Origin of the sequence: Xenorhabdus thuongxuanensis (assembly GCF_001908095.1) — a bacterium.
In the GTDB taxonomy this organism is placed as follows: Bacteria; Pseudomonadota; Gammaproteobacteria; order Enterobacterales; family Enterobacteriaceae; genus Xenorhabdus; species Xenorhabdus thuongxuanensis.
Genome location: NZ_MKGR01000002.1, coordinates 164,200 through 190,221 on the forward strand (window position 1 = coordinate 164,200; position 26,022 = coordinate 190,221).

Consider the following 26,022-nt stretch of genomic DNA (forward strand, 5'->3'; position numbering starts at 1 on the left):
ATCTAAATTCTGAGGAGGATTTTATGCTCAAAAGCAAAAGAGTCAAGATATTTATTAAAATATTTTTTTAAAAATTAAAAAAAATTTGCATAAAATAATAATTTATTGATATTTAAAGTATTATTTTTTATTTTGTTTTTTGTAGAGATTTTATCACCCAGTATAATTGTAGCTTTATTGATTGTTTTTTCATCTACACTTGATCTCTGGATTATTTTTTAAACCAAAAATAATCTTGGTGCTCAATCTGGTAGCGGGAAAAATGAATGAAAATCAGTGAAAGCGGTATTAATAAACTCAAAAATTATGAAGGCTTGAAATTGAAAGCGTATCCAGATCCTGCCACTGGAGCAGCACCATGGACAATTGGATATGGTCATACAAAAGGAGTTGAGTCTGGACAAGTGATAACTACGCAACAGGCTGAGGAGTTTTTACATCAAGATTTTATCCCTGTTTATGCAGCTATTCAGCAGTTAGTTAAGGTACCTCTAACACAAGGGCAATTTGATGCTTTATGTTCGCTTATTTTCAATTTAGGGATAGGTAATTTTACTCATTCAACATTGTTGAAAAAATTGAATACAGGTGATTACCAAGGTGCAGCAAAGGAGTTTGTGAAATGGAATAGTGTCAATGGGAAAGAATTAGTAGCTTTGCGTATGCGAAGTGAATCTGCGCAGAAAACATTCTTATCAATAACATGATCAAATAAATGTTGTGGTGGTTTTTTAGGCTATCAGAAATAAAAAGTAGAAGTTTAATCAAATTATCACTAATAGCCTAATGAATAAACGATCAATATGGTAAGGATGTAATCCTTTTGATAAGAAATTAACTGTAAAATAAATAACTAAATTTCTGAAGTACCATGTTGTAATATAACACGATAACCATCGATATCTTCGAAAGTTTTTCCGTTCTTATCCCAATAAGGATTATAAGAAGGAACGAGAATAAACCCGGCATTTTGCATTAATTGTACGTGCTCTTGCCATTCAAGTTCATCTTCTATATAAAATACTAATAAATTATCTTTAGTTGGGGCTTTACCAACATGTGTATTGTGGTGATGAGTAAATTCAAGATGCCAGGAATGGTTGGGATGCCCTAGCATAATACCATCAAAACCATCGTGATCTTTGAATTCTCCTAGTACGATAAAATCTAAGCCATGACAATACATTTCTGCAATTTTAGTAAGATTATCTGTTGGTCTGGCAATCCTAAGAATAGTTGATTTTTTCATATTTTTCTATGTGTAGAGTTGTGTTAGGTGAATATATATTATCTGAAAAGTATTTTAATTTTTTAGACAAAAGTGCTGGTCATTTGCCAGCACTTTTTGTACTCAGATAATATTTATAAATAAAATTTTAGTATGATTAAAAATATTATTTAATATCAACATCAATAACTTGATAGAAGGCATTAGTGGTATCAGCAATTGTCCACACACCGAGAATAACATGGTAGCCTGAACGATCGGGAATATCACAGTTCAGAGAGACAGTTTGGCCTGGCCTTTTTCCATTATCAAAACGCTCACAGAAAGGCTTTAGATCAAATTGAGAGCGTGTTAGAGGTTTGTTTGGATCCCAGCCAGGTTTGGTAATATAGAATTGCCATGAAGTAGTGCTATGCCGGGCTGTTATTGTCCAATTAAATTTGTTGATTCCTTTATTGATAGCGACATGATGCCAGCGGTCTGTACTTTGTTCATTGAGTTGTTTGAACTGACCAACACCACCACTTGCGATTTGTCCGTCTGGTGGCCCCCCTTGTGGGAAGCCTTTGGGGCCTTCAACCGATTGTGGTTCGTACGTGACAGGCCCGCAGTTTTTATTGATGCTTTTTTGGCATAAAAGTGCCCTGCTTGGTGGTGTGTCGACATATCCATGATTTGAATCTGGTTCAGCAATACTAGAGAATGGGATAGAACTAAAAGCCGTCAATCCCGCCAAAAGTAGAGACTTTTTAATATTCATGATGAATTTCCTATTTTTTCCTTACTTGACTGTAAAATAAGTGAATTTATTTTCTTATTATTATATTAATCATTGATGAAATTTAAATTTCTTATAATGGAAGTACATGGAAATATTTATAACAAAATTATATGATTATAAATACTTAATTTATGATAGAGGTATGCCAGAAAGATATTATTGAGAGATATAATTGTCATTGATTCTGACACAATGACATATGGTAGGAAAGATTCTGTTTTAGAAAGTATTTTTAAAAACAAAAATCCCTCCCTGAATTCAGGGAGGGGAAGAGCAAAATAAGAAGCAAATGAGGGTGTACTAAACAAGTAGGATTTTGAGTACACCTAAATAAGGTAGCTCCAAATTGAATAATATGCAATAAACCAAACTTAAACAAAGAGTGAGAGTGATATATGAACAGTCTCAAAATCAACATAGGGTTAGAGATATGATCCAAGTGGGTGAAGATAAATATTGGACAAAATCGATACTTGTTCAGCAGCTACAAAAGATAGGCATAAAACAAGGTGATGTTGTTATGGCTCATGTTGCTATGCGATCTGTTGGCAACTGTTTGAATGGTGCAGATGATCTTATCCAAGCTATTTTAACTGTTTTGGGAGTTGGAGGAGTATTATTGTGTTATACAAATTGGGAACAAAATTATGAAGATAGTTTTGATGTAAGAGGTCATGTTCCATCAGAATTAAAATCTGAAATCATGCCATATGATCGATTATTTTCACGAGCAAGCAGAGATCATGGTGTATTCTCTGAGTGTGTCAGGACAACCAAAGGAGCTATTCGAAGTCAAAACCCTGGCGCTTCTGTAGTCGCTATTGGAAATAATGCTGAGTATTTTGTAGAGAATCATTCATTAGATTATGGCTATGGTAATGATTCACCATTTGCAAAATTGGTGGAGCGTCAGGGAAAAGTTCTTATGGTTGGCGCTCCATATGAAACCATGAGCCTTTTGCATCATGCTGAACATTTGGCAAATATTCCAAACAAGCGTATTAGAAAAATGGAGATCCCACTATTGCAAAATAACCAAGTAGAATGGGTGATGTTAGAAGAATTTGATACTGTAGATCCTGTTTGTGAACAATTTAATCAAGATTATTTTAAAGATATTGTTGGGCATTTTTGTCATGCGCATTCAGAGGTGATTATCGAAGGTATTATTGGATCTGCTAATACACTGCTTGTACCTGCTAAAGAGATATTGAATTATGCAGTATATTGGATGGAGAATTATCGATCGTGACATCAGTTCAAAAAATATATCAACTTCTATAAATTCACCTGACAACATGGAAAAATATCAGAATGCCAAGAACAATAATGGCTCGCAATTCATTGATGTTATATCGAAAATCTATTTTATTCATTAATATAGTAATACTGTATAGTTATTAAACGACCCTAATATCACAGGGTTAAATATTCCTGCCAGCCTTTCCACACATGTTCAAAAGCCATGTCAGGGTAACCTCTTCCTCTCCCTGAACTTTATTTATATTCTGTAAGGAACAGCTATGAATGTGCTGTTGCCACGGATGTCTTCTACTTCTTTTCTGCTCAAAGGAGTGTCTTTTTGTTCTGAAAATGTATAGGAGTGAATAAATAAACAATTATTCTAATAAATTTTAATTTGAAATCATTGAAAAAAACAGCAAAAAAAAGAAGTTTCACACATCTTTAAACAGAAATAAAACTCATTCAAAAGTTAGTGGATCTTTGCCACTTTCCGTCGGCCATTTAACCAGAATTTTACCAATGGCAAATTTGAGGTATAAAAAAACCAACCGTAACAGGTTGGTTTTTCTAGGGAAATTTGGTCGGCATGATAGGATTTGAACCTACGACCCCCGACACCCCATGAATGCGATTATTTCACTCTCAAAGCCTTATGTAGCAAGGAGTTAAGGCGTTTTAACTGGTTTTGCAAACAGTGCATAATCTGCAAAATTCGTACTTTATACATCAATGAGTTAGGATCTATTTTACCATACTAAATGGCTATCTCTCCGTGAGGAACTTCTACCCATTCAACATGGTTCTGAGTATAGACTTTTGTCGATTTTGCATCACTGTGTGCCATACGTGCTTGTGGGTCTAATCCATTAGTTTTAAACATGTGTGCAGCCAGTGCACGGATCTCGTGAAATGTCGGCCTTTCTGCAATCGGCAAATGTGCAGTAACACCCACTTTATCTCTCAACGCCGAAAATGCCCGGCTCAGATAGTCTGGTGCAACTTGAGTAGGATGATGGACTTCTGAGCTAATCTTGTTCGGACGCTTGATTGGCAAGCGATGAACAACATACGGGCTAGCAATAGAATCCCGGCTATCATCAATAATCTGTTTTAACTTCTCTCCGATAGGAATAGCAACGTGAGACGCTTCTTTATCCTGAATTTTTTGCCTGTGAATATAAAGCATCCCATAAATGCCATTTTGCGGTTCTGGATACCACATACAACCACAAACACCTTCTTGTGGGGATTTGATGTTGTATCTGATACGCGAAACCTCTAATCTGGCCTGAGTAGTTTGCAGTGCTAGATCCATTGCTGTTCGTAACCACGGTTCTGCAGCGATACGTATCTTTTTAAAGTCTTCCAGTGATAATCGGCGGCGCATTTTTTTATCTGTCCGTTTACGTTTCTTGCGTTCTGCCGGATTATCAAGCATCAAAGATTCATCAACAGCATAGCTAAAGAGTTTCTTTAAAAAAGATACCTTTCTGTTTTGGACATTAGCAGACGCATCTGTATGGTACTTATTAAGATATTCGTTAACATGCTCAAGCGATATTTCCATGCAGGGAATATCAGTAAAAAACTCTTTGATTCTTTCAATATTGTTATTCCAGTCAGCAAGGGTATTTGCTGCGGGTTTTTCATCCAAAATAATTCTGTCGAAGAGTTTATCAACATGATCAGAGAAAGGTAATGATTCACCAAATTTACCGCCTGACTCCTTCAGTAAGGAAGAAATACAGACGGATTGTTCCGGTCTCATCACATTGTTGTATTCTCTGGCAATAGCGATAGCGACTGCTTTGTCGCCACCAATAAACTTACGCTTTCCATTAACAAGGGTTAACCGATATTCATTTTTGGATTTATCAAAATAAAGATAGTCAGGTAAGTGCCTGAATTCTTTTTTTCTTGGACGTCCAGCCATTTTATGAATCTTTTATTAACTTGTTTACTTGTGATGAAATAAGAGAATCAACGCCCCATCTTTCTGATGAATAAACCCATGCCGAACCATCGACAATTTTCCCTCTTAATTGACCTATCTCTATCCATCGTTTAATGGTTCGGTTATCAGGTATTGATCCTATTTCAAATTCTCTGTTACCCCACGCGCTGGCTTTCATTAATTTATCATGTGAAATAGTTCCGCGATTTGTTTTCATGGTCTTGGTCTTGCCTCATCATCGATAAAATGAGCAGATCAGCGATGTCACAGGCGCGAATAATATCGACCTGATCACAGGGCGTGTTTTTGACACTGGCCGCTAATCGTCCCAGCTTGATATCGAAGTTAGTTAATAGTTGTTGTCCCGGTTGCCAGGGTTGCATGATGGTGCTCCGTTCTGTGGATGTACCATCATGCTAGTGATTACGTGGCTAAATATCTGATTACGCTTAATCAAGTTTACGGACAAGGAATAAACTGTCGGCCTCTGCCTTCTGGGGGTTGTCAACCGGCTCGATTTTTACTTCGGGCGGGAAGTCGTAGAAGACGGCGCAGCGGCGGTCAGTGATGATTTGGCCGCTTGTACCATCGGGCAGAATGAGCCTGATAGGCTGGTAGCGTTTATGTTGATGTTTAAGCATGGGTCTTGCCTCTTGTTTTATCTCTAATGGTCATCTTTATACGTGCGAGCTGAACAGTGGTCGGCTTATATTCAGCGGGGGCATTCGCATAATATCGGTTAATGACGGCGTTTTCTTGTTGCGATATCAGCATCAGGTTTTCAATGACACAGTTTTGTTTATTGTCATCGATAAATTTAATCACGCCGCCTTTGGGTATTTGGCCATAATGTTGTTCCCAAACTACCCGATGTTTCAGTTTCCATTTATTGGGTTCAGCCACTTTTATTTTGATATAACCGTCCTTGGTCACGGCTTCACTACCGATAGCCAGATAGTTATGGGGACGGTTATTTTTCTTAAATGATCCTGAATTTGAACTGGTTAATCCTTTTGTGCCTTTATTGGCCGGAGAGTGGCCTTTCACAAAACAACCGCTGCGGCCTGTTTTCAATTTTAAGCGTTTCCGTAACGCATTAATGGCCTCAGAGGAACGGGTTACATTAAATTGCTGGTTAAAGGCGAAGGTGAGTTTATCCAGCCGCAATAAATAATGTTGCCGCATCCAACCTTCCATTTCAGGAGTATAGACAAAATGCGCCATTATTTAACCTCCAGATATTTGGGGGCGGATTGAATTTCGTTATCACCCAACATTTTTTGCACCGTGAGTGCCAGCTTGCCGTTTTCCACGATTTGGTTGGCAACGTCCGAAACAGCCTTCGCACGGGCAATTTCAGATTTGAGTTCTTCACCTTTCAGCTCTTCATCAGAGAGACGTTCTAACTGAGCAAACAGATGATTGTGCAGATCTTCCAGATTGTTTTTCATCGTACTGGTCCTCTTAATGCAATTGACCGTGATGAGTACCGGAATTTAGTTGGTTCATCAGGGTAGTTGTTAGTTGTTCCAATATCGATTTTTCCATTGGCGCGAGATCATCGGAACCATCTGCTGACCAAGTGACTTCACACTGCTTGATTTCTTCGTTATAAAAGATACTGACTTCAAGTCTTGCTGCCATTGTATGCTCCTCAATGCCCGAATCATCGGGCATAAACTGATGGTTAACGAACCTGCAAACTTCTTTCCCCGATTTCGATATGCGCACCCGGTACGGCTTCACCACGTTCAATCGCTTCTTTAATGGCTTTTTTGTCCGGTGCGGTAATGGTTTGAACATCCACTAATTCATCGGGCAGTAACATCTCATTATCGATAATGATCCTGGCGACGCCCTGACGCGCACTAAAGGTATTTTTCGTGGTCTTAAGGCCGTTCAGTTCTGCTTTCAGTAAGCAATCCAGAATGTACTTCTTAAGGTGTTTGACCTGACCTTCAAAGGATTTTTTACGCTCAGTCAGTCGCTTGGCCTCATCGTCCAGCGTTCTGGCCTGTCCTTCAAGGTTACGGACATGGGTCATCACCGCATCCAGTTTGTCACCCAAAGCACCTTCAATACCTTCAAGTGTATCGGCGATGGCTTCCGGTGAAAATTCACCGGCGGCTATCAGTTTTTGCAATTGATCATAATCAGCAGCTAATGCAATAGCGGTGGTCATTGGTTTGCCTCTTCCAGTTGGGTTAAACAATCTTTCTCGATTTCAGTCAAACGACGTAAGCGGCCCGACAGGTAACGTTCATACTCTTTGTCACCAAGCGACTTCGCGTTCTTGAGATGCACGTCGATTTCACGGGTGAGGGTGGATGCAATGCCCCTCAGCTCATTTTTAGTGATCGCCGTTTTCATGGTCTCGGTGTTACGTGCAAACTTTTCGTCCAGTTCCTTACGCAGACGGGTGAGATCTTCGGCTTTGTCACTGGCGGCCTTGATACCAAATTCAATCTTGTTTTCAGCCTGGTATTCTGGGTTATCGTACATACCCATAAAGACATCGGCACTGAATCCCAGCATGGATAAGGCTTTTTTAATGGCATCTGTCAGGCTCTTTTTAATCACTTCGCCATCTGTTTTGATGCCATTTTTAGTCTTATAGCGGTAAGGTGTTGCACCGTAACTTTCGATCTCACCACGGGTGCCGTCCCCAAGTGGATACCACAATAAGATCTTGATAGAGTGGTTTTGTTCACATATTAAAGTACCATCGCCATCACGCAGTAAACGAAAACCCGTTTGCTTGTTATTGGCGTCATAAACAGGTTCAGTCATTGGAGCACCGTCCAGCATCTTGTCTTCCAGAACCTGATATCCCCAACTACCACCTGCTGGGCCAAATTGCTCAGTTGCTCGCATCAGCATATAGTTACTATTGATACTGGTGCCGGTATAGCCTACGCCTTCCAATGGTTTGGTAAAGCGGGGATCGGTACGTTGAACCGCTTTCCAGATGCGAAGGTTGGCCTGTTGTTCATTACCCTGTGCCTTAATGGTTTCTTCCAACAGATCAGCACGGTGCTGGAAATTATCATTACTGGCGTTCTGTCTACCGACTGACGGTAATGGGGTGATTTCATCATTTGCCGCCGTTTTTGGTGCGGTATTCTTAGTTTTCGGTACGGTTTTCTCTATTTCTGGTTCGTTTTCATTAGCTTCTGGCGCTATTTCTTCAGTTTCCGGTACGGTTTCCTTTTTGGCTGGTTTGGTCTTTCTGGTTTTACGGGGTTTAGTTTCGCTCTTTTCCGCTTTCACTTCGGGTACTGTCTGGGTTTCAACTTCATCGGCCGTGATGTTTTCTGTTGAGGTTTCTGGTATTGATGCAGGCTCGTTAGGCTTATCCTGTAATTCAGCGATGCTAGTGTCACCTAAGGTATGGTTTAAAAATGCTTTCATCGCGTTAGCATCGGCCAGAAATTCAGGATGCTGTTTACCTTCGCGCACGACCTTGAAAATCGTTTCGCGTGGGATAGACAAAGCGTCGGTTCTGATACGAAATGCTGTAGACCAACGACGCCATACCTCATCGTTATCGGCCATCAGCTTTTTCGCGGCACTCATTTCCCTTGAGCGGATCTCCCAGCAATAAAAATCCCCATCCACTAATGCCAGCGCAATTTCTAAATCCAGAGTGGTATAAGTGTGGGTAAACCCACGCTCATGAATTTCAGGGTCTTGGGCAAATTTGGGGCTTCTGGCCTGCCATGTTGTGCCATTGAATTCATATTCAGCAGCAAACTTCTCATCAAATTTACCCACGGATGGGCGAGGAGAACCGACCCGGTCTTCACAAATAATCGGGGTATCGGTGTTAAATTTATCCATATTCTCCGGGTACTCATCACCCAGATGAACGATGGCTAATGCTTTAGCCATTTTGATGGAGTTGGCTTCAAGGGCGATGGCTAAAGATACCGCACCGTCCTGTTGAGCCTCTTGGATCGGCTCAAATACACAAACATAAGTTGTCATGGGTCTTGCCTCTTGTTAATTGCCTGTTTTAGCCAGTCTGATGGCTCTTCGAATGCCGGCTTTGGGCAGTCGGAAAGTGGAATAAAGATCCTTGACGGGATTGGCGTAAACCATCCCCGTAGTCGGGTAATATTCCACCCGTCGCTTTCCGCCAAGAATGGAGATATGTGTTACCCCTTTCACGAAATCACTGTTATTTTCGTGCTCAACAGCAGCTAAGCCTGCATCCAGAATCATTTCAATCGCATCATTGATATCTTGCATCATTCACCTGGATTTAATAAGGCAGCTCCATATCGGAAGTGGAAACAGGTTTACCTTCAATGCATAAGAGTGATTGGATGTGGTCTTCAATCCGGTTCACTTCTACCTGCGCATTGGCCAGAACCTTTTCTTTTTCAGCCTCGAGCCCTTTGATCTGTGCCTGGACGAGATCAGACTTGTTGACTGACGGGAGTGTGATTTCCACGTCATGCTGAGAAACTAATGCCCCCCAAAAGGCAGTGTTAACCGGTTTATTGGTAAACGTGGTGAACTCAACCTGTCTGTCAACACCTTCTTTGGCATAAACATAGAGGGTAATTTTGAGTGTCTTGGGTTGTGCTTTCATAGCAACTCCTATATATTGTCATGGATCGATGAGTTATCATTGGTCTTGCCTCTTCGACGGATTGGTCTCCGTCGTAAGAAATCCCGATAGCTTTGGTCGGCGACTCGGGGTGAAAGAACCCACTTTGGTGGGTTTTTTTACGTCTGTTGTAAAGAGCCTGTCTTTCCAGGCTGTCAGGTTTATTATTGCCTCTTGCGTACCATCAATTTGATGGTGGTCTCCGTACTAAAAAGTGCTGGTTACGCTATCCAGCGTCGCTTTACCCTGGTCAAGGTTGACGACCGGTTTAGTTGCCTCTTACGCTTCACTCTATGGTGATTGGTCTCTTCAACTGGCTCCCTGGTGTTGGGATAAAATCAGTCGTCATCGAGTGGTAATCATGGCAGGTCGCAATGAGCGCTGAGGTTCTCCTCCTCTATGACAACTGAAACGGTAAATTCGATCTTGAACACTTAACCTAAACGGCTGCTGTGCCGTATTGTCTGGGCAAATCATCTACCTCTTCATATGCCGGTAGCGGCTACTTCGTGGGCGTCCTGCCTGTTTGCTGATGGGATGAAGTTTAGTAATTAATAAACTAAAAGTAAAGTAAAAATTAAACAAAGGAGGGCGATTGGTTGGTGTTTTAAGATTAATTAATTGATTTTATTGATTATATTTTTATTATTGGAATATAGGGTAGAGTTTGGTTTTTCCTTGTTAAGGAAAATATTGGGTAATTTTAGTTGTAGATAGTTGCACGTATGCCTGATACGACTATCTATTCATCTAATTAATTATGAGTAGAGATGTTTGGATGATGATATTATCTGGAATAATAATTACTAAATTGATAAATAAGGAAAAAGTCAGTGAATGACTCTTTCCTATGCTTTCTTTTGCTTCTTTTTATGTAATAATTCTTCTAGTAAATTATCATAGTGCTGTTTTTTCTCTTCAAGATTTTTTATCAGAGCAGTGGCTTCACTATCTGGCAATTCCTCAAATAATTCCAACAAAACTTTTTGTCTAGGTGTTAATGTAACTTGTAGCGGATTTATTAACTCTGCGTCGTTCGAATCAACATCCAGATAGCCTTCTGGCATGTGGTAGTCCCTTTCTAACCGTCTTGCCGCCTTTTCTCCAAAAGATGCCTTGCCATTCATAAGTTGTGACAGATAGCTCTTCTCTTTTTCAGGAAGAGTTCTGTCAGAAAACCAATCTCTTAGACGTTGCTGTCTGATATTTTTAATACTCATTTTTTCTAAAGATCCATGTATATAAATTAAACAAAGTAACGCCACGTGTTACTAAATTAAGAAAAATAACACCACGTGTTGCTAGATTTTGATTAGTATTCACTAAACAAGCAAATACTTGACAAATGTTTAGTGTTTATTAAACTCTTGTCATTTCCAATGAAGAGGTATCTATGAAACTTAATGATTACATTTCCACTTTGAAACGTGGCGAAGCTAAACGCCTTGCCGAAAAACTAGGAGTGTCCAGTTCCTACTTATCTCAAATGGCACATGGGCATGCTCCAGTTCCTCCTGCTAGATGTTTTGATATTGAAAAGGCCACTGATGGGAAAGTAACAAGGCAAGATCTTCGTCCTCATGATTGGCAAAAAATATGGCCTGAAATGAATATAACTGAGGTATCAGTAAAAATCTGATTTTCAATAATCAACATTGCGACAGGAGACGCAAATCGTGGAGCAAGATATCAATACGCTCAGAGCCGAAGTTGAGGCTTGGGCCATGGAGCGAGGTCAGGAGCATGTAGCCATTGAAGTGAGTCGTATGTATTTCCTGCTATGTGCGGATTGTTCCCAACATCGGTTACGCCAGATTGAGGACGCAACAGGAAATGCTGATTGGAAAGCGATAAATAATAACCGGCAGCAAATTTTCCGCTGGTTGCGCAGTGATTCGACTGCGGCACAACGCAAGATCACGGAACTGTTGCCAGCGATTGAAGCGGCATTACCGATAGAACGACGAGCGAGGTTGACTAGTGAAGATAATTTGAATTATCTTGCATCAATTGCGATTAAAGAATTTGCTGCGGCAATGAGTGAAACGCTTTTAGGAGGCCGTGACATGTCACGACAAATAATGAATGCGATAACAGCATTAAATGCAATACCGCGTCTGACCAACGTTTAAAACATAAGAGGCAAGACCAATGATAATCGATACGATTACCTATCGTGACGGCTTTCGTCTGAACGGTAACCCCGCCACACGTGAAGAAATTTTACCCATCTATGAAAGCCGTAAGGAAGCGGCTCTCGCGACGCGAGTCAATGATGAAAAAAATAAATCAACACTGAGCACTGAAAATCTGTCATCTGATGAAGATCAGAAGGCATGCTGTGCTATCGCTAAAAAATGAGGAGGCTGAGATGAGTATATTGGAAAAAATTAATCAGCTTTCATTTGAAAATCCTATTCATCGTTTGATATTGCTGAAAATTCTCAATAGCGGAAATATGGACGGTATTGGAGAAAGGATCATTTCTCATGAAGACATGGCACATTTTTGTTGTTGTCATTCCATGGTTATTTTTAGAGAAACTAAAAACCTTGAAAATCATGGTATTATAAAGGTAAGAAAAATATTTACCATCACTGATGGAAAGGTAAAAACAGAGCCTTTTCGTGCCTATGAATTACAGGAATTAGTGTAATGGATAAGCAGAACATTACTCCTGTAGTGAGTGAAATAGGTAAAATAAATATCACTGGTAACGTTATTCCGGCTGTTTGGTGGCAATTTATAAAATTCCCATCAGGAAAACCGGATAGCACAGCAATTATTTTGTTATCTGAAATTGTGTATTGGTATCGACCAACCGAAATCAGAGATGAACTCACTGGTGAGCTTAAGGGATTTAGAAAGCGTTTTCATAGCGATAAATTACAGCGTTCTTATCAATCATTTTCGGATCAATTCGGTTTTACAAAGCGAGAAGTTACGGATGCACTAAAACGCCTTCGCGATCATGGATTCATTACACTGGAACTCAGAAAGATTAATACTGCTAATGGAATTGTTAACAATGTATTATTCATCGAACCGGTAGTGGACACACTAATAAATATAATCAACCCTAATGCTTTGAGTGATTGTCAAACAAAAGATGAGTCTGTTTCTTCTCCCCCTGTTACGTTGAAACGTAATAGGGGTTACGTTGAAATGGAAGAGGGGTTACGTCAAGACGTAATAGCCCCTACGTTGAAACGTAAGACAAATACAGAGATTACTACAGAGATTACTACAGAGACTAACTCTTCTTGTCAGGTTCCCACGGAACCCGACCACAACCCAGCTCAACAAGTCTTGGTTTATTTCAATCAGGTGACCGGTTCTAACTACCGTGATGGCAAAACCACAATGGGGTATATCCGTGCCCGACTGGGCGATGGTTATACAGTGGACGACCTGAAGCTCATCACTGACTACCTGACGACCAAATGGCGGGATGATGGCAAGATGCGGGATTACTTACGCCCGAAGACCCTGTTTGGCCCGGAGAACTGTACGGAGTATTTCGATAAAGCGTGCAAGTGGGACAAAGCGGGACGTCCTGCCTGTGTCAATGGTCGCTGGCTGAAAGCCGGAGAAACGGGCATCACCATTGATACCGTGGAGCGTGATGCCACATTCCGGCTCTTGTTTTCAACCGGCTGGAATCCAGCGAACCGGATTCAGGAACTGGCAGCTCAATTGGCACGTAAAGCCGGGATAGGGAGGATGAGTGAAGTTCCTGCACTAGCGGCTTGGCGTGGGATCTGGAAACAGGCCGCAGAACAGGCAGCGAAAGAGCAACATGTTGACCAATAGTCAAAACGCTTTCTGACCAAAAGCGGAAAAACCCAAACGAGGCAAGACCTTATGAACAACGAAAACAATGTCAACAAATTGATCCTTGATCGGCGTGATATTACGGATGATGGCTGCGACCACTCAGCCAATATTATCGATAATCTGAATCAGGCTGCACGGGCACGCAGTCGTCAGCCCTTCCAACCCAAACCGGAACTAACTCAGGTTTCCCAGCCTGCAAGGGTATCTGAACCCAGTATCAGTATCGGTAAGCGTATTCACTATGGGCAAGCTATTGTCAGAGGAATTTATGAGTTATCCCGTCTTGGCAGAACGCCGGAAAGTATTGCTGTTTTGCTGAGAATGCCCCTCGATGCTGTCCAGCGTAATTTGGTATGCGATACGCCGAAGAAAAAGCGGATCTACAAACAGGTCATGGCTGCACCGAGACCGACTGAAAAAGCGATCATTAAACGTCTTTCGGCAGAATCTAAGGAGCAGCCATGAGCAGGCAGTCTGATTATTTGCCTGCGGAATTACCCCATAACAGGGGATTATGGCCCCCAGAATATCGTGAGTTGGAACATCTGGATTTAAGGGCCAGTCGGTTAATCAAACAGCTCAAACTGAGGAAGATAAATCGGGTCATCATTTTTAGGGAAATTGAACGAATTTCCAACGAATACCAAGCATTTTTTAAAACCCGCCTGAATTACTGGCGTGATGTAATGAAACTCTAAACAAAGGAATAACGTGATGTTAAATGTGATAAATGAAAAGAATCAGCCTGTTATCGCAGGCGTTGAAATTACCACCGATGCAGAAGGACGCTTCAATTTGAATGCGTTGCATAGGGCAAGTGGACTTGGTGATGAGAAAGCACCAGCTAAGTTCTTTCGTAACAAAACAGCTAAGGATTTGATTTCTGAGTTAGAAATTCAAACTGGACAAATTTGTCTAGTTAGTTCAGAGGGCAAATCTGGAGGCACTTTCGCTCATGAACTTTTAGCCATTGAGTATGCTGGCTGGATTTCTCCAAAATTCCGTCTGCAGGTTAACCAGACTTTTATCGACTACCGTTCTGGCAAGTTGACAACACCACAACCAGCACTACCCAACGCCAAGCAATTGGCCATGATGGTATTGCAAGCTGAGGAAGAAAAAGAGCGGTTATCATTAGCAGTGAATCAGTTAGAACACCAGATCTTCGAAGATGCGCCGAAGGTTGAATTTCATGACCAAGTCTCTGCGTCACATGGTGCGCTCAGTATCGCTCAGGCGGCTAAGGTTTTAGGTACAGGTAGAACCCGGCTGTTCACGTTCCTGCGACAAATCGGCTGGATCACTCGCCGCAATGAACCGTATCAGGAAAAAATACAGGCTGGCTTGATGGATGTGAAATTAGGTAGCTGGGAACATCCGGAACGTGGAATTCAGGAATGTATCACCTCACTGGTAACGGGCAAGGGATTAATTCAATTACAAAAACTGTGGGCATTGAGAAATTCGACTAACTAAGAGAGGCAAGACCAATGAAACTAAATACAGAAAGCATGGCATACACGGCTGAAATCGAGCTGACCGGGTTTATTCTCTATGGCAACTGTGATTTTCGGGCTAGCGGGCGTATTTACCATGATGTCCATCAGCGCTGGTTTGATGGCGCTGAAATCATTACGTCTCCCGTTCAGAATATTCACTCTTTTAATTTTGATGGATTTATCCGAACCCTCAATTCGGTTTACAAGCTCAGGACGCCTAACAATGGCTAAATCCTCTGCAGAACGTAAAGCCGCCCAACGTCAACGCCAGCAGGAAGCTGGCGTCACTAAGGTAGAATTGTTGCTCGACAACCAAGAGCTGGAGATGCTTAAACGCAATTGTACATTGCGTAGACCGGGCAGAGAGCCTTATGACGTCAATGAATATCTCACAATGCTCATTCGAATGGATGACCGTTCATTAAAAAGGATGCTCACCAAACTACAGCAACAATGCTGTGAAAAATGCGGTGAATCGTTACCCGTGATGGCATGCTGTTTTTCAGGGGAAGCCGCCTGCTGGAATACATTGGGCTGGCATACGCTGAAGCTGTATTTGTAATATACAGCTTACAGACTAAGCTTGTTACTTGCGTTCAAAACGAAAAAAAACTACCATGAAATCTGCTTAACGAAATCAGGGTATCTAAATGAGCATTAACGACATACAAGACGATATTAACAACTTAGTTATGAATGCCTTCAGGCGCGATTTTTGGCTTAATCTCCAAGATGAATTGCCTGCTGCATACGCTGCAGCGCAGGAAGTTATTGTAGGTGATATTCTGAAGCTGGGAGAACCGGAGCAGTATAGACTCAGACCTCAGATTAGGCACTATGCTCTCAACTCTGCGCTAAGAAAGGCGGCAATTAATTCAGGTCATATTTGTTACGATACTGACACATATCCCAAAGGAGAGAGTTACATTATCATTGAGTCAGAAGGTGTTAAAATTAGCCGAATCGGCATCAATCATGATGAATTCCGCGTAAGAAAAGCTAAACATCGTTCTTTAATAGCTCAGTTAAATGAAGAGCTTGAAGGATATACGCCGGATCTTTTTAAGGAAACTGATAGTAAGCATAATGATATTAATACGTTAGGTATGTTGTTAATAAATATTAACCCACCATATCATGAATCTCAGGTCAGCATGATGGATTTAAGGATAGTGGTTCCTTTCACTGACATGAAAGGTTATCACTACGATAAATCTGTCACGGAGCTTTTGATGCTCTACACTGGAGAGAAGAAGGTAGTTATTCCTGATATGGTTGTACCTAAGCTTAAACAGCGCCTGAAGGATCAGGAAAGTAAATAGGTGAGACATTATGAGAGTGGGAATTTCTGGTTTCCAACCCGAAAGGCTGACACAGATAAGAGAAGCGAGGGGATTATCGAAAATTAACCTTGGCAGGTTAGTGGAACGTTCACCATCGACGATTACCAAGTGGGAGAACGGTAATCATTCCCCGGATGCTGAAGTATTGCATAGCTTAAGTCAAATTCTTAATTGCCCGGTAAGTTGGTTTACCAAGCCTATTGTTCAGTATGAAAAGAAACCAGTATTCTTCCGAACACTTTCAAGCACGGCAAAAGACTTATGTATCACTGCAAAGCGATACATGGAATGGTTCCAGGAACTATCATGTAAGATGCAAGAATACATTGATTATCCAGAAATTAATATTCCTCACCTTGATGTAAAAGACTACAGAGCCATAGATGATCAGCTAATTGAGAAAATGGCTTTTGAATGCCGGAAAGCATGGGGGTTGGGTATTGCACCGATAGATGATTTGTTACTTGTAATGGAGAATGCAGGGATAGTTTGTTCTCGGTTTGAACAGGGTAGCTCCGTCATGGATGGTTATTCTCAATGGAATGATATAGAGATTAGACCTTATGTTGTATTAGCAAGTGACAAAGATAATTATTATCGTAGTCGATTTGATGCTGCTCATGAATTAGGCCATATAGTTTTACATCGATATATAAATAAATTTGATAATATTAATTTCACTCCAATAGAAGAACAGGCACATAAGTTTGCATCGTGTTTTATGTTGCCGGAAGAATCATTTTCTGTAGAGCTTCCACCATATCCGACATTAGAGAATTTTTTAGCGCTAAAAAGTCGTTGGGGGATGTCTGCACAAGCTATGATCTTGAGAGCGCGAAATTTGGAATTAATATCACCGTTAGAATATCAGAGGCTGTATAAAAGTATTTCTGCCAGAGGCTGGAGAAAAGGAGAGCCGCTTGATGATCTTAGAAAGCCAGAATCGGTTCGCTTATTACCTCGATGCCTGAATCTATTACTGGATTCAGGTGTGTTTAATAAAAAAACACTTCTTGAAGAATTTAGTTTCCCAAAAGGAGATTTTGAGGATTTGTGTTCGGTTCCTAAAGGGTACTTATCGGAATCACAAGTACTTGATTTTAAGTCCCGAATACAGCTAAAAAATAGTATTAATGTATCCTCTACACAGCAAGATACAAATGTTGTTAACTTATTCAATGGAAAGTAAAGTTGGGAAATAATACTCATACCTGTTATTCTATTCCTATCGGTCTGAACATCCGAACCTAAACACAAGCTGCTGTGCCATTACCTTAATAAAGGGATCAGTAATGGCGCAGCATAGTTTTATCAAAATTTCCGACAATACCTTACAGCCTGCTACCCCAGCAGCCAGAGAATACCTGCATTCGAAAATCAAATGCGGCGATGTGCTGCAAGCTGATTTTAAGAAAGCCCGTAACCCCCGTTTCCACCGAAAATACTTTGCCCTGCTGAATCTCGGTTTTGAATACTGGGAACCTACCGGCGGCACGATCTCCCCCGAAGAAAAAGCGATTGTGCGAGGCTACGTACAATTTCTGGCTCACTTCGCTGGCAATGAAGATGCTTTACAATCTGCCGCTGATGAATACCTTGCTGACTTATCCAAAAACCGTGCTCACAACATTACGGCCACTAAATCTTTTGATGCTTTCAGGCGCTGGGTGACGGTGGAATCCGGTCACTATGACACCTATGAAATGCCAGATGGCAGCTTGTATCGAGAACCCCGCTCAGTCAGCTTCGCCAAAATGGACGAGCTGGAATTTCAGGCACTCTATCAATCCACACTGAACGTGCTGTGGAACTTCATCTTATATCGCAATTTCCCGACCAGAGGCGCTGCTGAAAATGCGGCGGCTCAGTTGTTTGATTTTGCGTAAGGGAGAGGCAAGACCAATGACCAACAGTGAAAAACAGTGGCTGTCAGATGTCGCCTCGCTCGGTTGTATTGCCTGCCGGAATCTGGGGCTAGGTGCATCGCTAGCGGAAATTCATCATGTGAGGACCGGACAGGGCATGGCACAACGCGCCGAAAACTTCTCCGTTCTGCCGTTATGTCCTCGCCATCATCGGGCGTGTTATCCAACCGGATTCCATGCGGCACCGAAAACATGGCAGGCAAGCCATGGAACAGAAATTGAATTGTTAGCACAGGTTAAAAGGGAAGTGAAAGAGGTACGGTTATGTCGGGTGTAAAGATTTCAGTTAATATCAAAATAAGGGGCGCAGAATGATTTATCCGGCAACATGTGGAAAAGGTGAAGAGCATTTGAGATTGCGTACCCTTGATAGCGTTTGGATACGGGGTCAGTTAAGTGTATGGGGAAACTGGTCCGCTATTCGTAAAGTGCCGCAGGCAGCAGGTATTTTTTCCCGCTTACTGTCAGAGCCGGTGATCAGCAAAAAAGCTTTACGTATGGCCATGAATAGAATGAAACAGGCGGGTCTGACAAAAGAAGAGTTATTGCAGATTTTTGGCCAGATGAAAGATAAAAAAGCGATCAGTAGCTTATGGTTCTGTACCGATGCGGAAGGGTTAAAAATGGATACTGTGATTGGCCGTGTAATGGAACATGATCGCGGTTTGTTGAATATTCTGAAAGAGCATTATATATACAAGAAATCTTATTATGGCATTGCCTCTGAAATGCACGAACGCCATCCTGATACGTCACTGTCAACCTGTCGCCGTCGGGTTGAAAACTGGTTAAGGGTAGCGGAATTTATGTTATATCGGCCTATGTGTGATGAATTAGAAAGACAAAAGGTTATGTCGATTAAAAAAGTTTGACTTTTTGAGCAATCGAGTTAATATTTTCGTATAAGCTTCGCGGTGTTCTATCCGCAAGAAGCGAAAGGCCAAATTAAAGAAGAACCTGCCCAGAGCAGGTTTTTTTATGCCTAAATAAACATAAGACTTGCTGTTGTGCTTGGTCAGAGTTACATGTGTGTTCACGCCGACTAACTGACCAAAAGGTTAAAATTATCATGCTAAAACATGAAGATATGACAACAACAGCTTCCTGCGTTTTAGAAACAGTTTCCCTGTATGATTGGGCGTCTGTTTCAGACATTTCTGCCTTAACGGGACTATCAAAGCCGCGTTGCCAATTGCTTTTAACTCAATTTTGTCTGGCTGGTCTGATGGAAAGCCGAGACAATGAGACGTTTTTTAAACGTTGCCCTTGATGGGGTAATGTCTTAAGCGGTGAAATGCGGGGCTGGTGTACTTTCACCAGCCTTCACCCTGTGGCTTTCCTGAGAAGCAGTCAGCGTCGATGTATGGAATAGCCAGTGAATTTAAGTAGTACCACATTAATTAACGACGACTCTCTGAAATTTATCAAAACCCTGCCGGATAACTGTATCGACCTTATCGCGACTGACCCGCCTTACTTTCGGGTTAAAGACTGCAGCTGGGATAACCAGTGGAACGATGTGACGGCATACCTCGCGTGGCTGGATGAACTCCTGGCTGAATTCTGGCGGGTACTGAAACCCAACGGTAGCCTGTATATGTTCTGTGGTTCGCGTCTGGCCTCTGATACTGAGCTGCTGGTACGGGAACGATTTAACGTGTTGAACCATATCATTTGGGCGAAGCCTTCTGGCCCATGGCGCAGGCAGAACAAAGAAAGCCTGCGAATGTATTTCCCGGCTACAGAACGCATCATTTTTGCCGAACATTATCAAGGGCCGTATCACCCGAAAGGGGATGGCTATTTCAAACAATGCCGTGAGCTGAAACAGTCGGTGTTTAAACCGCTAATAAATTATTTCCGTGATGCACGGAAAGCATTAGGTATCACGGCAAAAGACATTCACAAGGCCACTGGAAAGCAGATGGCCAGTCACTGGTTCAGCGATAGCCAATGGCAGTTACCCAATGAAGTCGATTATCAAAAACTGCAGGTGTTATTTGACCGTATCGCTAACGAAAAGCACCAGTGTGGCGAATTGAACAAACCCTATGATGAACTGGTGGGATCTCACCTGACGTTATCGCGCCAATATGAAGAATTGCGTCAGGAATACGGTTTAATGCGCCGTTCGTTCACGGTCACCGCAGCCGTGCCTTATACCGATGTCTGGCAATTTGCGCCCGTCCAATATTATCCGGGCAAACATCCCTGCGAAAAACCCGCTGAGCTGATGGCACATATTATCCAGTCCAGTAGCCGTGAAGGGGATTTGGTGGCTGATTTCTTTATGGGTTCAGGTGCAACATTGAAAGCAGCGTTGAAACTCAATCGTCGGGTTTTGGGCGTTGAGCTGGAAGAAGACCGGTTTAAGCAGACCGAGCGGGAAATAAACGAAATACTTTCTGTCAGTAGTAAAGTTTGAGTTTACACCGCACTGAATCTCGCACTCGACTAACAGATAAACTTTATAATGCACCACCCTATTTTAAGGCGTATTGATTCTGTTACAGGCTATTCAATTGAGATAAGAATCTGACCTCAGTAATATTAACTGGCTAGTTAGCAGTAGGATGAAATTACATTTAACGAATAATAAAGTGAGGTGTTTATGTCTGATGTTAATAAGCTAAAGAATTGCATGCTGTCATTTGATCTTAATATAGGAGCTACACCTCCATATATAGGTCCTGAAATGCCGGCTAAAATCCATTTGTTTGGATATCTTGCTGATATGGAATTACGAGATGCATGGCCTTTTGGTACACTAACTAACTTCCAGAATGAAACAGATATTGCTCAATTTTCTTATTTTTCATGGGATGATGATGGGATGTCAATTAGTATTAGAGTCTCTTCCGATAACAATCAAGCAGGTTATCAGAAGATGGTAGAATTATTTAACAAAGATCTTATTATAACTGTTAATGATACAAATTATAATCTTGGTCGTAGTGCGGATGATATTTATTTCCAAGGCAAACAACAATACGAATTCGTCGGTTCGTATAATGGTTGGTGGACATCTGATAATGACGACATAAGAAATTTAGGCTTTCTGTTGAAAGAAAATATAAATAATACACTGCATTTCTGCTTCAACTGGAAATAAATCTACATATTTAATTCAAGGCTGCTTAATGCAGCCTTTTTGTTTTTGGTCGCCAACTACCGAGAAAGTGTTGGGTGCGTTGCGGATTTACCTGTTCCAGCCGACCGCAAACGCTCATATTGGCAGGACCACAATTTAACACCTGAAAACAGGCAGGCTAGACCTGCTACAAGCTACGCACCATGCGTATCTCCGCCCTAAATTCTTAGGGCACTATTCACTACAACTCTCAGGGGCGAACCTATTTCACCCCCATGGACGCCCATTGTTCTAATGGGGTGGAATATGAAGATGAAAGAAAATCCTGATATCTGGGTACATCTCGGTGACTGGCTCATATCGATAAGAGAGCAAGGCATCGGAGCAACCCTCGCCGGGACGATGGCATTTCTTCGCGGTCGCTATCACGGCGGCGGGTGGTTAAAGGTCTCCATCGATGCCTTTATGTGTGCCATGTTCGCCTGGTTCATTCGTGATGTATTAAATCTGTTTGGTTTGAATCCTGATTTAGCCTACATCGGTAGTGTGGTGATTGGTTATCTGGGAACAGACTTTATTGGTCAGTGGCTGCGTAAGGCGGCAGAGAAGAAAGCAGGAGGCACTTCTGATGGAAATTAGCAATAAAGGTCTGGAGTGCATTAAGCAATATGAAGGCTTGAAACTGAAAGCTTATCCCGATCCGGCTACTGGAGGCATTCCGTGGACGATTGGCTACGGTCACACAAAAGACGTCAAGCCGGGGCAAGTTATCACCGAACAGCAAGCCGAAGCATTCCTGCATGATGACCTTCAGCCTATCTACATCACGATTGAATTAGCCGTGAAGGTATCACTGAGTCAGGGTCAGTTTGATGCCCTGTGCTCGTTCATCTTCAATTGTGGTGCCGGTAACTTTGTCCGTTCTACCTTGCTGAAGAAACTCAATGCGGGTGACTATCAAGGTACAGCCGATGAATTCCAGAGATGGAATAAGGCAGTGGGTAAGGTGATGAACGGTCTGACTAAGCGCAGGGCATCTGAACGCCAGATGTTTTTGTCATGAAGCTCAATGTTACCTACGGTGTGGTTATTGCGCTGATTGTTGCTTCCGGTGCCGCTTACCTCTATCGCTCTGGCTACAAGAAACAGCTCGGTATCAATAACGACCAGCTAACCGAAATCCAGCAACTGACCGACACCATCAACTACCAAAACACGCACATTGATATGCTGCATGAGCTAGACAGCAAACACACTCAGGAACTCGCCAATGCCAAGACTGAAATCAACACTCTTCGGGCTGATATTGCCGCTGGTCGTCGCAAGCTGCGCATCCAAGCCACCTGCCCCGTGCGTGAGTCCACTTCCTCCGGCAGCGTGGGCGATGCAGGAACCCCACAACTTACCGAACCAGCTAAACAAGATTATTACGATCTCCTCCGAATGATGGCGGAGAACGAACGACAAACTAAGTATTTGCAGGATTATGTTAAGACTGAATGCGGAGTAACGAAATGAATGAAACATCATTTCTGGAATTAACGGTTCCTCTATACAAAGTAAAAGTGCTGGTTTTCAGTAGAGCTGAAGACGCAAGGGAAAGATTTGGTGGTGACTATCTCTACCATAACTATGCTGCCCAAGTCCGCGTAGTAAATGATGACCAGTCCGGCATTGATATCATAACGCTTACATTTAAAGATTTAGATAGCTACGGTACTGAAATATTGGCTCATGAATGTGTGCATGTGGCTTGGCACGTTTTGGATTTGGTGAGAGTCAAAGTGAGCTTTGCAAATCAGGAACCCTTGGCATATGTTACTGGATGGGTAGCCGAACACGTTAATAACTATATGGTGGAACAAATCGAAAAGGCCAGTACGACATAATCTAGCCTTAATTAAATACTAATTATTTTTTACGAGGGCTATCGGGTGTTCGATTAATGAGTTCCCATTCATGCCCAGGCTTGGTTGTTGGAGGTAGCTTCTCATTATCCTTTACTGTGGAGTAATTATCTTTTTTACCACCACGAGGACCAACTTCTTGGTAAGTGCCGCCATCTTTTCCGGTATTAGAACCGGGTTTTTTAGACATATTGATGCTCCTAAAACGATTACAGAGTCACTTCACCATAAAGTGACAATTGTTATATGGTGATTGTTTTTGGGTCTTCAAGTATGTTCATTAAAAGATTAATAAAAATATTTTACTTTTTTATCCCGTGAAATTATGCGTTTTTATACCGCATCCATTTCTTGAGTACTGATAGGAATACTCCCAACCATCACATTCGTGGTGGTTTTTCTTTTTTAAGGAATCCAAAAATGACAGAACTTACCTTGTCACAGCAAATGCGGCTGGATGTCTTACGTCTCGTGATGAATGACACGGCAGCCGCCCAGAAAGCTATAGAGTTTATTGGTGATAACACGTTGAAGTTTGAACTCTTCAAAGATCAATACACACTCGTGCAAACCGAATCCGGTGTTGTGGCCAGAGCAGATAAAGCCGTCCGTAATGCTCAAGAGGCATTGAGCTTATTCAATTAGTTCATCACACAGCCTATTCATCGAGTGGGCTGAATAATGAATTAAGGAGGAGATATGGCAGCACCAAAAGGAAATCGATTTTGGGAGATGAGAAGTAGCCATGGATGCAAGCCTAAATTCGAAAGCCCGGAGCAATTATGGACCGCATGTTGTGAATATTTCGAATGGGTAGAGCAAAATCCATTATGGGAAGTTAAGCCGTTTGCCTTTCAAGGTGTAGTGACTCAAGAGAAGATACCCAAGATGAGGGCGATGACATTGAACGGCCTTTGCTTGTTTTTGGATATCACTGAAGAAACATGGCGTCAATACCGAGTCAGAGAAGATTTATCTGCTGTCGTTTCGCGAGCTGACAGGGTGATATATGACCAAAAATTCGCTGGAGCGGCGGCAGATCTCCTTAACCCTAATATCATCGCTAGAGATTTAGGATTGGCCGAGAAAAAAGTGGTTAACCAAACGGTGACCGATTTAACCGACGATGAGATAGATAAGCGTATTAAGGAGCTGAACCATGACAAGGGAGCAGAAAATTGAGCTTCTCAGGCTCCTTGAAGAGAAAGAACGCCGAGCAAAAGTCTATCGTTACAAATCCTACTATGAAACCCGTTACCCTTGGCAAAAAAAGTTTATAGCACTGAGCATTGAATACTCTCAGGTGGCTTTGATTGCGGCTAACCGTGTTGGCAAGACAGATACAGCGACTTACGTTGATGCCATTCACGCCATGGGTGATTACCCTGATGATTGGTCAGGCTATCAGTTTGACCATGCTCCGCTGATTTGGTGCCTGGGTTACTCGGGTGAGAAATGCCGGGATCTGCTCCAAACCCCTATCCTTGGCAGGAAGACTGATATTGGTTGGTCTGGCGGATTGATCCCCGGCGAATTGATTATTGATACCGAGCCAATGCAAGGCACGCCCAATGGAATAAGAACAGCCTACGTCAGGCATAAATCTGGTGGTGTGGCAAAAATTCAATTCTGGTCCTACTCACAAGGCCAACATGCCCTCATGGGTGACAGTGTTGATTGGTTTCATATTGATGAAGAGCCAAAAGACCCGACGATTTATCCGCAGGTTTTAACCCGTACCGCGACAGGTGACCAAGGTCAGGGTGGCAGGGGGATTCTGACTTTTACACCCGAAAACGGCAGAACGGATTTAGTTATCGGCTTCATGGATAACCCTTCAGTTGCCCAGACTTGTATGAATGTGGGTTGGGATGATGCGCCGCATTTGAGTGAGAAGGTTAAAGAGGACTTGTTAGCCTCATTTCCTCCTCATCAGCGTGATATGCGAACTAAAGGTATTCCTATGCTGGGTCATGGTCGAATCTATGATTTAGGCGAGGATTACATTAAATGTGACCCATTTCCTATCCCTGAACACTGGTTTGTGATTGATGGTATGGATTTTGGCTGGGATCACCCACAAGCTCACGTGCAATTGGCATGGGACACTGAGAATGAAACGTTCTATGTCACCCGAGCTTACAAAGCTAGGCAGGTATCACCCGCCGAGGCATTCAGTGCCGTTAAGCCATGGGCTGATGGCGTTCCCACGGCATGGCCTAACGATGGATTACAAACCGAGAAAGGCTCAGGGTTACAGCAGAAATCATACTATGAAGAAGCGGGTTTCGATATGTTGCTTGAGCCTGCCCAGTGGGAAGATGGCAGTCGTTCAGTCGAGCCGGGATTATTTGAAATATACGACCTGATGAGGCGGGGAAAATTGAAAGTTTTCTCTGGTCTGCGTGACTTCTTCGAAGAATACAATTTTTATCATCGTGATGAAAAAGGCAGGATTGTAAAGGTTCGGGACGACATTCTGGATGCCGTCAGATATGCCTACATGATGCGGCGTTATGCTATCCGTCATGGCGAAGTCGGCAGGCCAAAGGCTCATGATTACGCTGATTACAAAATTCCTTGTGGTGTAGGTTGAT

Annotated in this window: 42 protein-coding genes; 27 read left to right on the forward strand and 15 right to left on the reverse strand. The window is 42.2% G+C overall.

Features of this window, described 5'->3' with window-relative positions:
- Positions 1-266: 266 nt before the first annotated feature.
- A complete protein-coding gene (locus Xentx_RS02165) occupies positions 267-707 on the forward strand; it encodes a lysozyme (protein ID WP_074018625.1) in 441 nt (146 codons plus the stop codon).
- A 146-nt stretch (positions 708-853) separates the two neighbouring features.
- Here Xentx_RS02165 and Xentx_RS02170 read toward each other — a convergent pair whose 3' ends face one another.
- Both Xentx_RS02170 and Xentx_RS02175 read right to left on the reverse strand, forming a co-directional pair.
- The gene (locus Xentx_RS02170; RefSeq protein ID WP_074018626.1) at positions 854-1,249 is read right to left on the reverse strand and encodes a VOC family protein; all 396 of its coding nucleotides are present in this window, start codon (positions 1,247-1,249) and stop codon (positions 854-856) included.
- Between the two features lie 145 nt (positions 1,250-1,394).
- Positions 1,395-1,988: a lytic polysaccharide monooxygenase gene (locus tag Xentx_RS02175; protein ID WP_074018627.1), complete on the reverse strand. Its 594-nt coding sequence runs from the start codon at positions 1,986-1,988 to the stop codon at positions 1,395-1,397.
- 451 nt (positions 1,989-2,439) lie between these two features.
- Between Xentx_RS02175 and aac(3) the strand changes: the two genes are divergently transcribed.
- Entirely contained in the window at positions 2,440-3,261 is an 822-nt protein-coding gene (gene aac(3) / locus Xentx_RS02180; protein ID WP_074018629.1) for an aminoglycoside 3-N-acetyltransferase, read from the forward strand.
- A gap of 747 nt (positions 3,262-4,008) precedes the next feature.
- On the opposite strand, the gene Xentx_RS02185 is transcribed toward aac(3), so the two are convergent.
- The 12 genes from Xentx_RS02185 to Xentx_RS02240 form a co-directional block, all read right to left on the reverse strand.
- A complete protein-coding gene (locus Xentx_RS02185) occupies positions 4,009-5,187 on the reverse strand; it encodes a tyrosine-type recombinase/integrase (protein WP_074018630.1) in 1,179 nt (392 codons plus the stop codon).
- A gap of 1 nt (position 5,188) precedes the next feature.
- Entirely contained in the window at positions 5,189-5,425 is a 237-nt protein-coding gene (locus tag Xentx_RS02190) for a hypothetical protein (RefSeq protein WP_074018631.1), read from the reverse strand.
- Entirely contained in the window at positions 5,394-5,591 is a 198-nt protein-coding gene (locus Xentx_RS02195; protein WP_074018632.1) for a hypothetical protein, read from the reverse strand. Before Xentx_RS02195 ends, Xentx_RS02190 begins: the two co-directional genes overlap by 32 nt.
- 66 nt (positions 5,592-5,657) lie before the next feature.
- Positions 5,658-5,849, reverse strand: a complete 192-nt coding sequence (locus tag Xentx_RS02200; protein WP_074018633.1) for a hypothetical protein — start codon at positions 5,847-5,849, stop codon at positions 5,658-5,660.
- Positions 5,842-6,432, reverse strand: a complete 591-nt coding sequence (locus Xentx_RS02205) for an HNH endonuclease signature motif containing protein (protein ID WP_074018634.1) — start codon at positions 6,430-6,432, stop codon at positions 5,842-5,844. The genes Xentx_RS02200 and Xentx_RS02205 overlap by 8 nt, the downstream gene beginning before the upstream one ends.
- The gene (locus tag Xentx_RS02210) at positions 6,432-6,659 is read right to left on the reverse strand and encodes a hypothetical protein (protein ID WP_074018636.1); all 228 of its coding nucleotides are present in this window, start codon (positions 6,657-6,659) and stop codon (positions 6,432-6,434) included. Before Xentx_RS02210 ends, Xentx_RS02205 begins: the two co-directional genes overlap by 1 nt.
- 13 nt (positions 6,660-6,672) lie before the next feature.
- Positions 6,673-6,852, reverse strand: a complete 180-nt coding sequence (locus tag Xentx_RS02215) for a hypothetical protein (RefSeq protein ID WP_074018638.1) — start codon at positions 6,850-6,852, stop codon at positions 6,673-6,675.
- A 43-nt stretch (positions 6,853-6,895) separates the two neighbouring features.
- The gene (locus Xentx_RS02220) at positions 6,896-7,390 is read right to left on the reverse strand and encodes a siphovirus Gp157 family protein (protein WP_074018640.1); all 495 of its coding nucleotides are present in this window, start codon (positions 7,388-7,390) and stop codon (positions 6,896-6,898) included.
- Positions 7,387-9,195 (reverse strand): energy transducer TonB, encoded by a 1,809-nt coding sequence (locus Xentx_RS02225; RefSeq protein ID WP_074018641.1) that lies wholly within the window; start codon positions 9,193-9,195, stop codon positions 7,387-7,389. The genes Xentx_RS02220 and Xentx_RS02225 overlap by 4 nt, the downstream gene beginning before the upstream one ends.
- A gap of 15 nt (positions 9,196-9,210) precedes the next feature.
- A complete protein-coding gene (locus Xentx_RS02230) occupies positions 9,211-9,459 on the reverse strand; it encodes a hypothetical protein (protein ID WP_244149805.1) in 249 nt (82 codons plus the stop codon).
- 13 nt (positions 9,460-9,472) lie between these two features.
- The gene (locus Xentx_RS02235; RefSeq protein WP_074018643.1) at positions 9,473-9,805 is read right to left on the reverse strand and encodes a hypothetical protein; all 333 of its coding nucleotides are present in this window, start codon (positions 9,803-9,805) and stop codon (positions 9,473-9,475) included.
- Between the two features lie 866 nt (positions 9,806-10,671).
- Complete coding sequence (locus Xentx_RS02240; protein ID WP_074018644.1) at positions 10,672-11,043, reverse strand: hypothetical protein; 372 nt, start codon at positions 11,041-11,043, stop codon at positions 10,672-10,674.
- Positions 11,044-11,216: 173 nt separating this feature from the next.
- Here Xentx_RS02240 and Xentx_RS02245 point away from each other — a divergent pair, with 173 nt between their 5' ends.
- The 22 genes from Xentx_RS02245 to Xentx_RS02350 all read left to right on the forward strand — a co-directional run bounded on the left by Xentx_RS02245 (position 11,217) and on the right by Xentx_RS02350 (position 23,407).
- Positions 11,217-11,462 (forward strand): transcriptional regulator, encoded by a 246-nt coding sequence (locus Xentx_RS02245; RefSeq protein WP_074018645.1) that lies wholly within the window; start codon positions 11,217-11,219, stop codon positions 11,460-11,462.
- A gap of 37 nt (positions 11,463-11,499) precedes the next feature.
- A complete protein-coding gene (locus Xentx_RS02250) occupies positions 11,500-11,955 on the forward strand; it encodes a toxin YdaT family protein (protein WP_139292412.1) in 456 nt (151 codons plus the stop codon).
- 19 nt (positions 11,956-11,974) lie between these two features.
- Positions 11,975-12,184, forward strand: a complete 210-nt coding sequence (locus Xentx_RS02255; protein ID WP_074018646.1) for a hypothetical protein — start codon at positions 11,975-11,977, stop codon at positions 12,182-12,184.
- Positions 12,185-12,194: 10 nt separating this feature from the next.
- Positions 12,195-12,479, forward strand: a complete 285-nt coding sequence (locus tag Xentx_RS02260; RefSeq protein WP_074018647.1) for a hypothetical protein — start codon at positions 12,195-12,197, stop codon at positions 12,477-12,479.
- Positions 12,479-13,636 (forward strand): conserved phage C-terminal domain-containing protein, encoded by a 1,158-nt coding sequence (locus Xentx_RS19490; RefSeq protein WP_074018648.1) that lies wholly within the window; start codon positions 12,479-12,481, stop codon positions 13,634-13,636. The genes Xentx_RS02260 and Xentx_RS19490 overlap by 1 nt, the downstream gene beginning before the upstream one ends.
- A gap of 51 nt (positions 13,637-13,687) precedes the next feature.
- The gene (locus tag Xentx_RS02270; RefSeq protein WP_074018650.1) at positions 13,688-14,125 is read left to right on the forward strand and encodes a hypothetical protein; all 438 of its coding nucleotides are present in this window, start codon (positions 13,688-13,690) and stop codon (positions 14,123-14,125) included.
- Positions 14,122-14,358: a hypothetical protein gene (locus Xentx_RS02275; RefSeq protein WP_074018651.1), complete on the forward strand. Its 237-nt coding sequence runs from the start codon at positions 14,122-14,124 to the stop codon at positions 14,356-14,358. The genes Xentx_RS02270 and Xentx_RS02275 overlap by 4 nt, the downstream gene beginning before the upstream one ends.
- A gap of 16 nt (positions 14,359-14,374) precedes the next feature.
- Complete coding sequence (locus Xentx_RS02280) at positions 14,375-15,136, forward strand: phage antirepressor KilAC domain-containing protein (protein ID WP_074018652.1); 762 nt, start codon at positions 14,375-14,377, stop codon at positions 15,134-15,136.
- A 14-nt stretch (positions 15,137-15,150) separates the two neighbouring features.
- The gene (locus tag Xentx_RS02285; RefSeq protein WP_074018653.1) at positions 15,151-15,390 is read left to right on the forward strand and encodes a hypothetical protein; all 240 of its coding nucleotides are present in this window, start codon (positions 15,151-15,153) and stop codon (positions 15,388-15,390) included.
- A complete protein-coding gene (locus tag Xentx_RS02290) occupies positions 15,383-15,721 on the forward strand; it encodes a hypothetical protein (protein WP_074018654.1) in 339 nt (112 codons plus the stop codon). Before Xentx_RS02285 ends, Xentx_RS02290 begins: the two co-directional genes overlap by 8 nt.
- 88 nt (positions 15,722-15,809) lie before the next feature.
- Positions 15,810-16,481, forward strand: coding sequence for a hypothetical protein (locus Xentx_RS02295; protein ID WP_074018655.1), 672 nt, complete (start codon positions 15,810-15,812; stop codon positions 16,479-16,481).
- Between the two features lie 10 nt (positions 16,482-16,491).
- Positions 16,492-17,691, forward strand: coding sequence for a helix-turn-helix domain-containing protein (locus Xentx_RS02300; RefSeq protein WP_074018656.1), 1,200 nt, complete (start codon positions 16,492-16,494; stop codon positions 17,689-17,691).
- A gap of 103 nt (positions 17,692-17,794) precedes the next feature.
- Positions 17,795-18,388, forward strand: coding sequence for a DUF1367 family protein (locus Xentx_RS02305; RefSeq protein WP_074018657.1), 594 nt, complete (start codon positions 17,795-17,797; stop codon positions 18,386-18,388).
- Positions 18,389-18,404: 16 nt separating this feature from the next.
- Positions 18,405-18,704: a Ref family recombination enhancement nuclease gene (locus tag Xentx_RS02310; RefSeq protein ID WP_074018658.1), complete on the forward strand. Its 300-nt coding sequence runs from the start codon at positions 18,405-18,407 to the stop codon at positions 18,702-18,704.
- A 34-nt stretch (positions 18,705-18,738) separates the two neighbouring features.
- Positions 18,739-19,299, forward strand: coding sequence for a DUF1133 family protein (locus tag Xentx_RS02315; RefSeq protein WP_074018659.1), 561 nt, complete (start codon positions 18,739-18,741; stop codon positions 19,297-19,299).
- Positions 19,300-19,496: 197 nt separating this feature from the next.
- Positions 19,497-19,697: a MarR family transcriptional regulator gene (locus Xentx_RS02320; protein WP_074018660.1), complete on the forward strand. Its 201-nt coding sequence runs from the start codon at positions 19,497-19,499 to the stop codon at positions 19,695-19,697.
- A 105-nt stretch (positions 19,698-19,802) separates the two neighbouring features.
- Positions 19,803-20,852, forward strand: a complete 1,050-nt coding sequence (locus tag Xentx_RS02325; RefSeq protein WP_074018661.1) for a DNA-methyltransferase — start codon at positions 19,803-19,805, stop codon at positions 20,850-20,852.
- A 186-nt stretch (positions 20,853-21,038) separates the two neighbouring features.
- On the forward strand, positions 21,039-21,539 hold the full coding sequence (locus tag Xentx_RS02330; RefSeq protein WP_139292413.1) for a DUF7823 domain-containing protein: 501 nt from the start codon (positions 21,039-21,041) through the stop codon (positions 21,537-21,539).
- 291 nt (positions 21,540-21,830) lie between these two features.
- Entirely contained in the window at positions 21,831-22,157 is a 327-nt protein-coding gene (locus tag Xentx_RS02335) for a phage holin, lambda family (RefSeq protein WP_208607529.1), read from the forward strand.
- Positions 22,147-22,581, forward strand: coding sequence for a lysozyme (locus Xentx_RS02340; RefSeq protein ID WP_074018664.1), 435 nt, complete (start codon positions 22,147-22,149; stop codon positions 22,579-22,581). The genes Xentx_RS02335 and Xentx_RS02340 overlap by 11 nt, the downstream gene beginning before the upstream one ends.
- Entirely contained in the window at positions 22,578-23,036 is a 459-nt protein-coding gene (locus tag Xentx_RS18430; protein WP_083600848.1) for a lysis protein, read from the forward strand. Before Xentx_RS02340 ends, Xentx_RS18430 begins: the two co-directional genes overlap by 4 nt.
- Entirely contained in the window at positions 23,033-23,407 is a 375-nt protein-coding gene (locus Xentx_RS02350) for a hypothetical protein (RefSeq protein ID WP_074018666.1), read from the forward strand. Before Xentx_RS18430 ends, Xentx_RS02350 begins: the two co-directional genes overlap by 4 nt.
- Before the next feature lie 22 nt (positions 23,408-23,429).
- Here the strand turns inward: Xentx_RS02350 and Xentx_RS02355 are convergent, their stop codons facing one another.
- Positions 23,430-23,615: a hypothetical protein gene (locus Xentx_RS02355; RefSeq protein ID WP_074018667.1), complete on the reverse strand. Its 186-nt coding sequence runs from the start codon at positions 23,613-23,615 to the stop codon at positions 23,430-23,432.
- A gap of 230 nt (positions 23,616-23,845) precedes the next feature.
- Here Xentx_RS02355 and Xentx_RS02360 point away from each other — a divergent pair, with 230 nt between their 5' ends.
- Genes Xentx_RS02360 through Xentx_RS02370 form a run of 3 tightly spaced genes read left to right on the forward strand, consistent with a single transcriptional unit; the run spans position 23,846 to position 26,021 of the window.
- Positions 23,846-24,070 carry a DUF2560 family protein gene (locus tag Xentx_RS02360; protein ID WP_074018668.1) on the forward strand — a complete coding sequence of 75 codons (225 nt, stop codon included), beginning with the start codon at positions 23,846-23,848 and terminating at the stop codon, positions 24,068-24,070.
- Positions 24,071-24,124: 54 nt separating this feature from the next.
- A complete protein-coding gene (locus Xentx_RS02365; protein ID WP_074018669.1) occupies positions 24,125-24,607 on the forward strand; it encodes a DNA-packaging protein in 483 nt (160 codons plus the stop codon).
- Positions 24,585-26,021: a phage terminase large subunit family protein gene (locus Xentx_RS02370; protein WP_074018670.1), complete on the forward strand. Its 1,437-nt coding sequence runs from the start codon at positions 24,585-24,587 to the stop codon at positions 26,019-26,021. Before Xentx_RS02365 ends, Xentx_RS02370 begins: the two co-directional genes overlap by 23 nt.
- The last annotated feature ends 1 nt before the right edge of the window (position 26,022 follow it).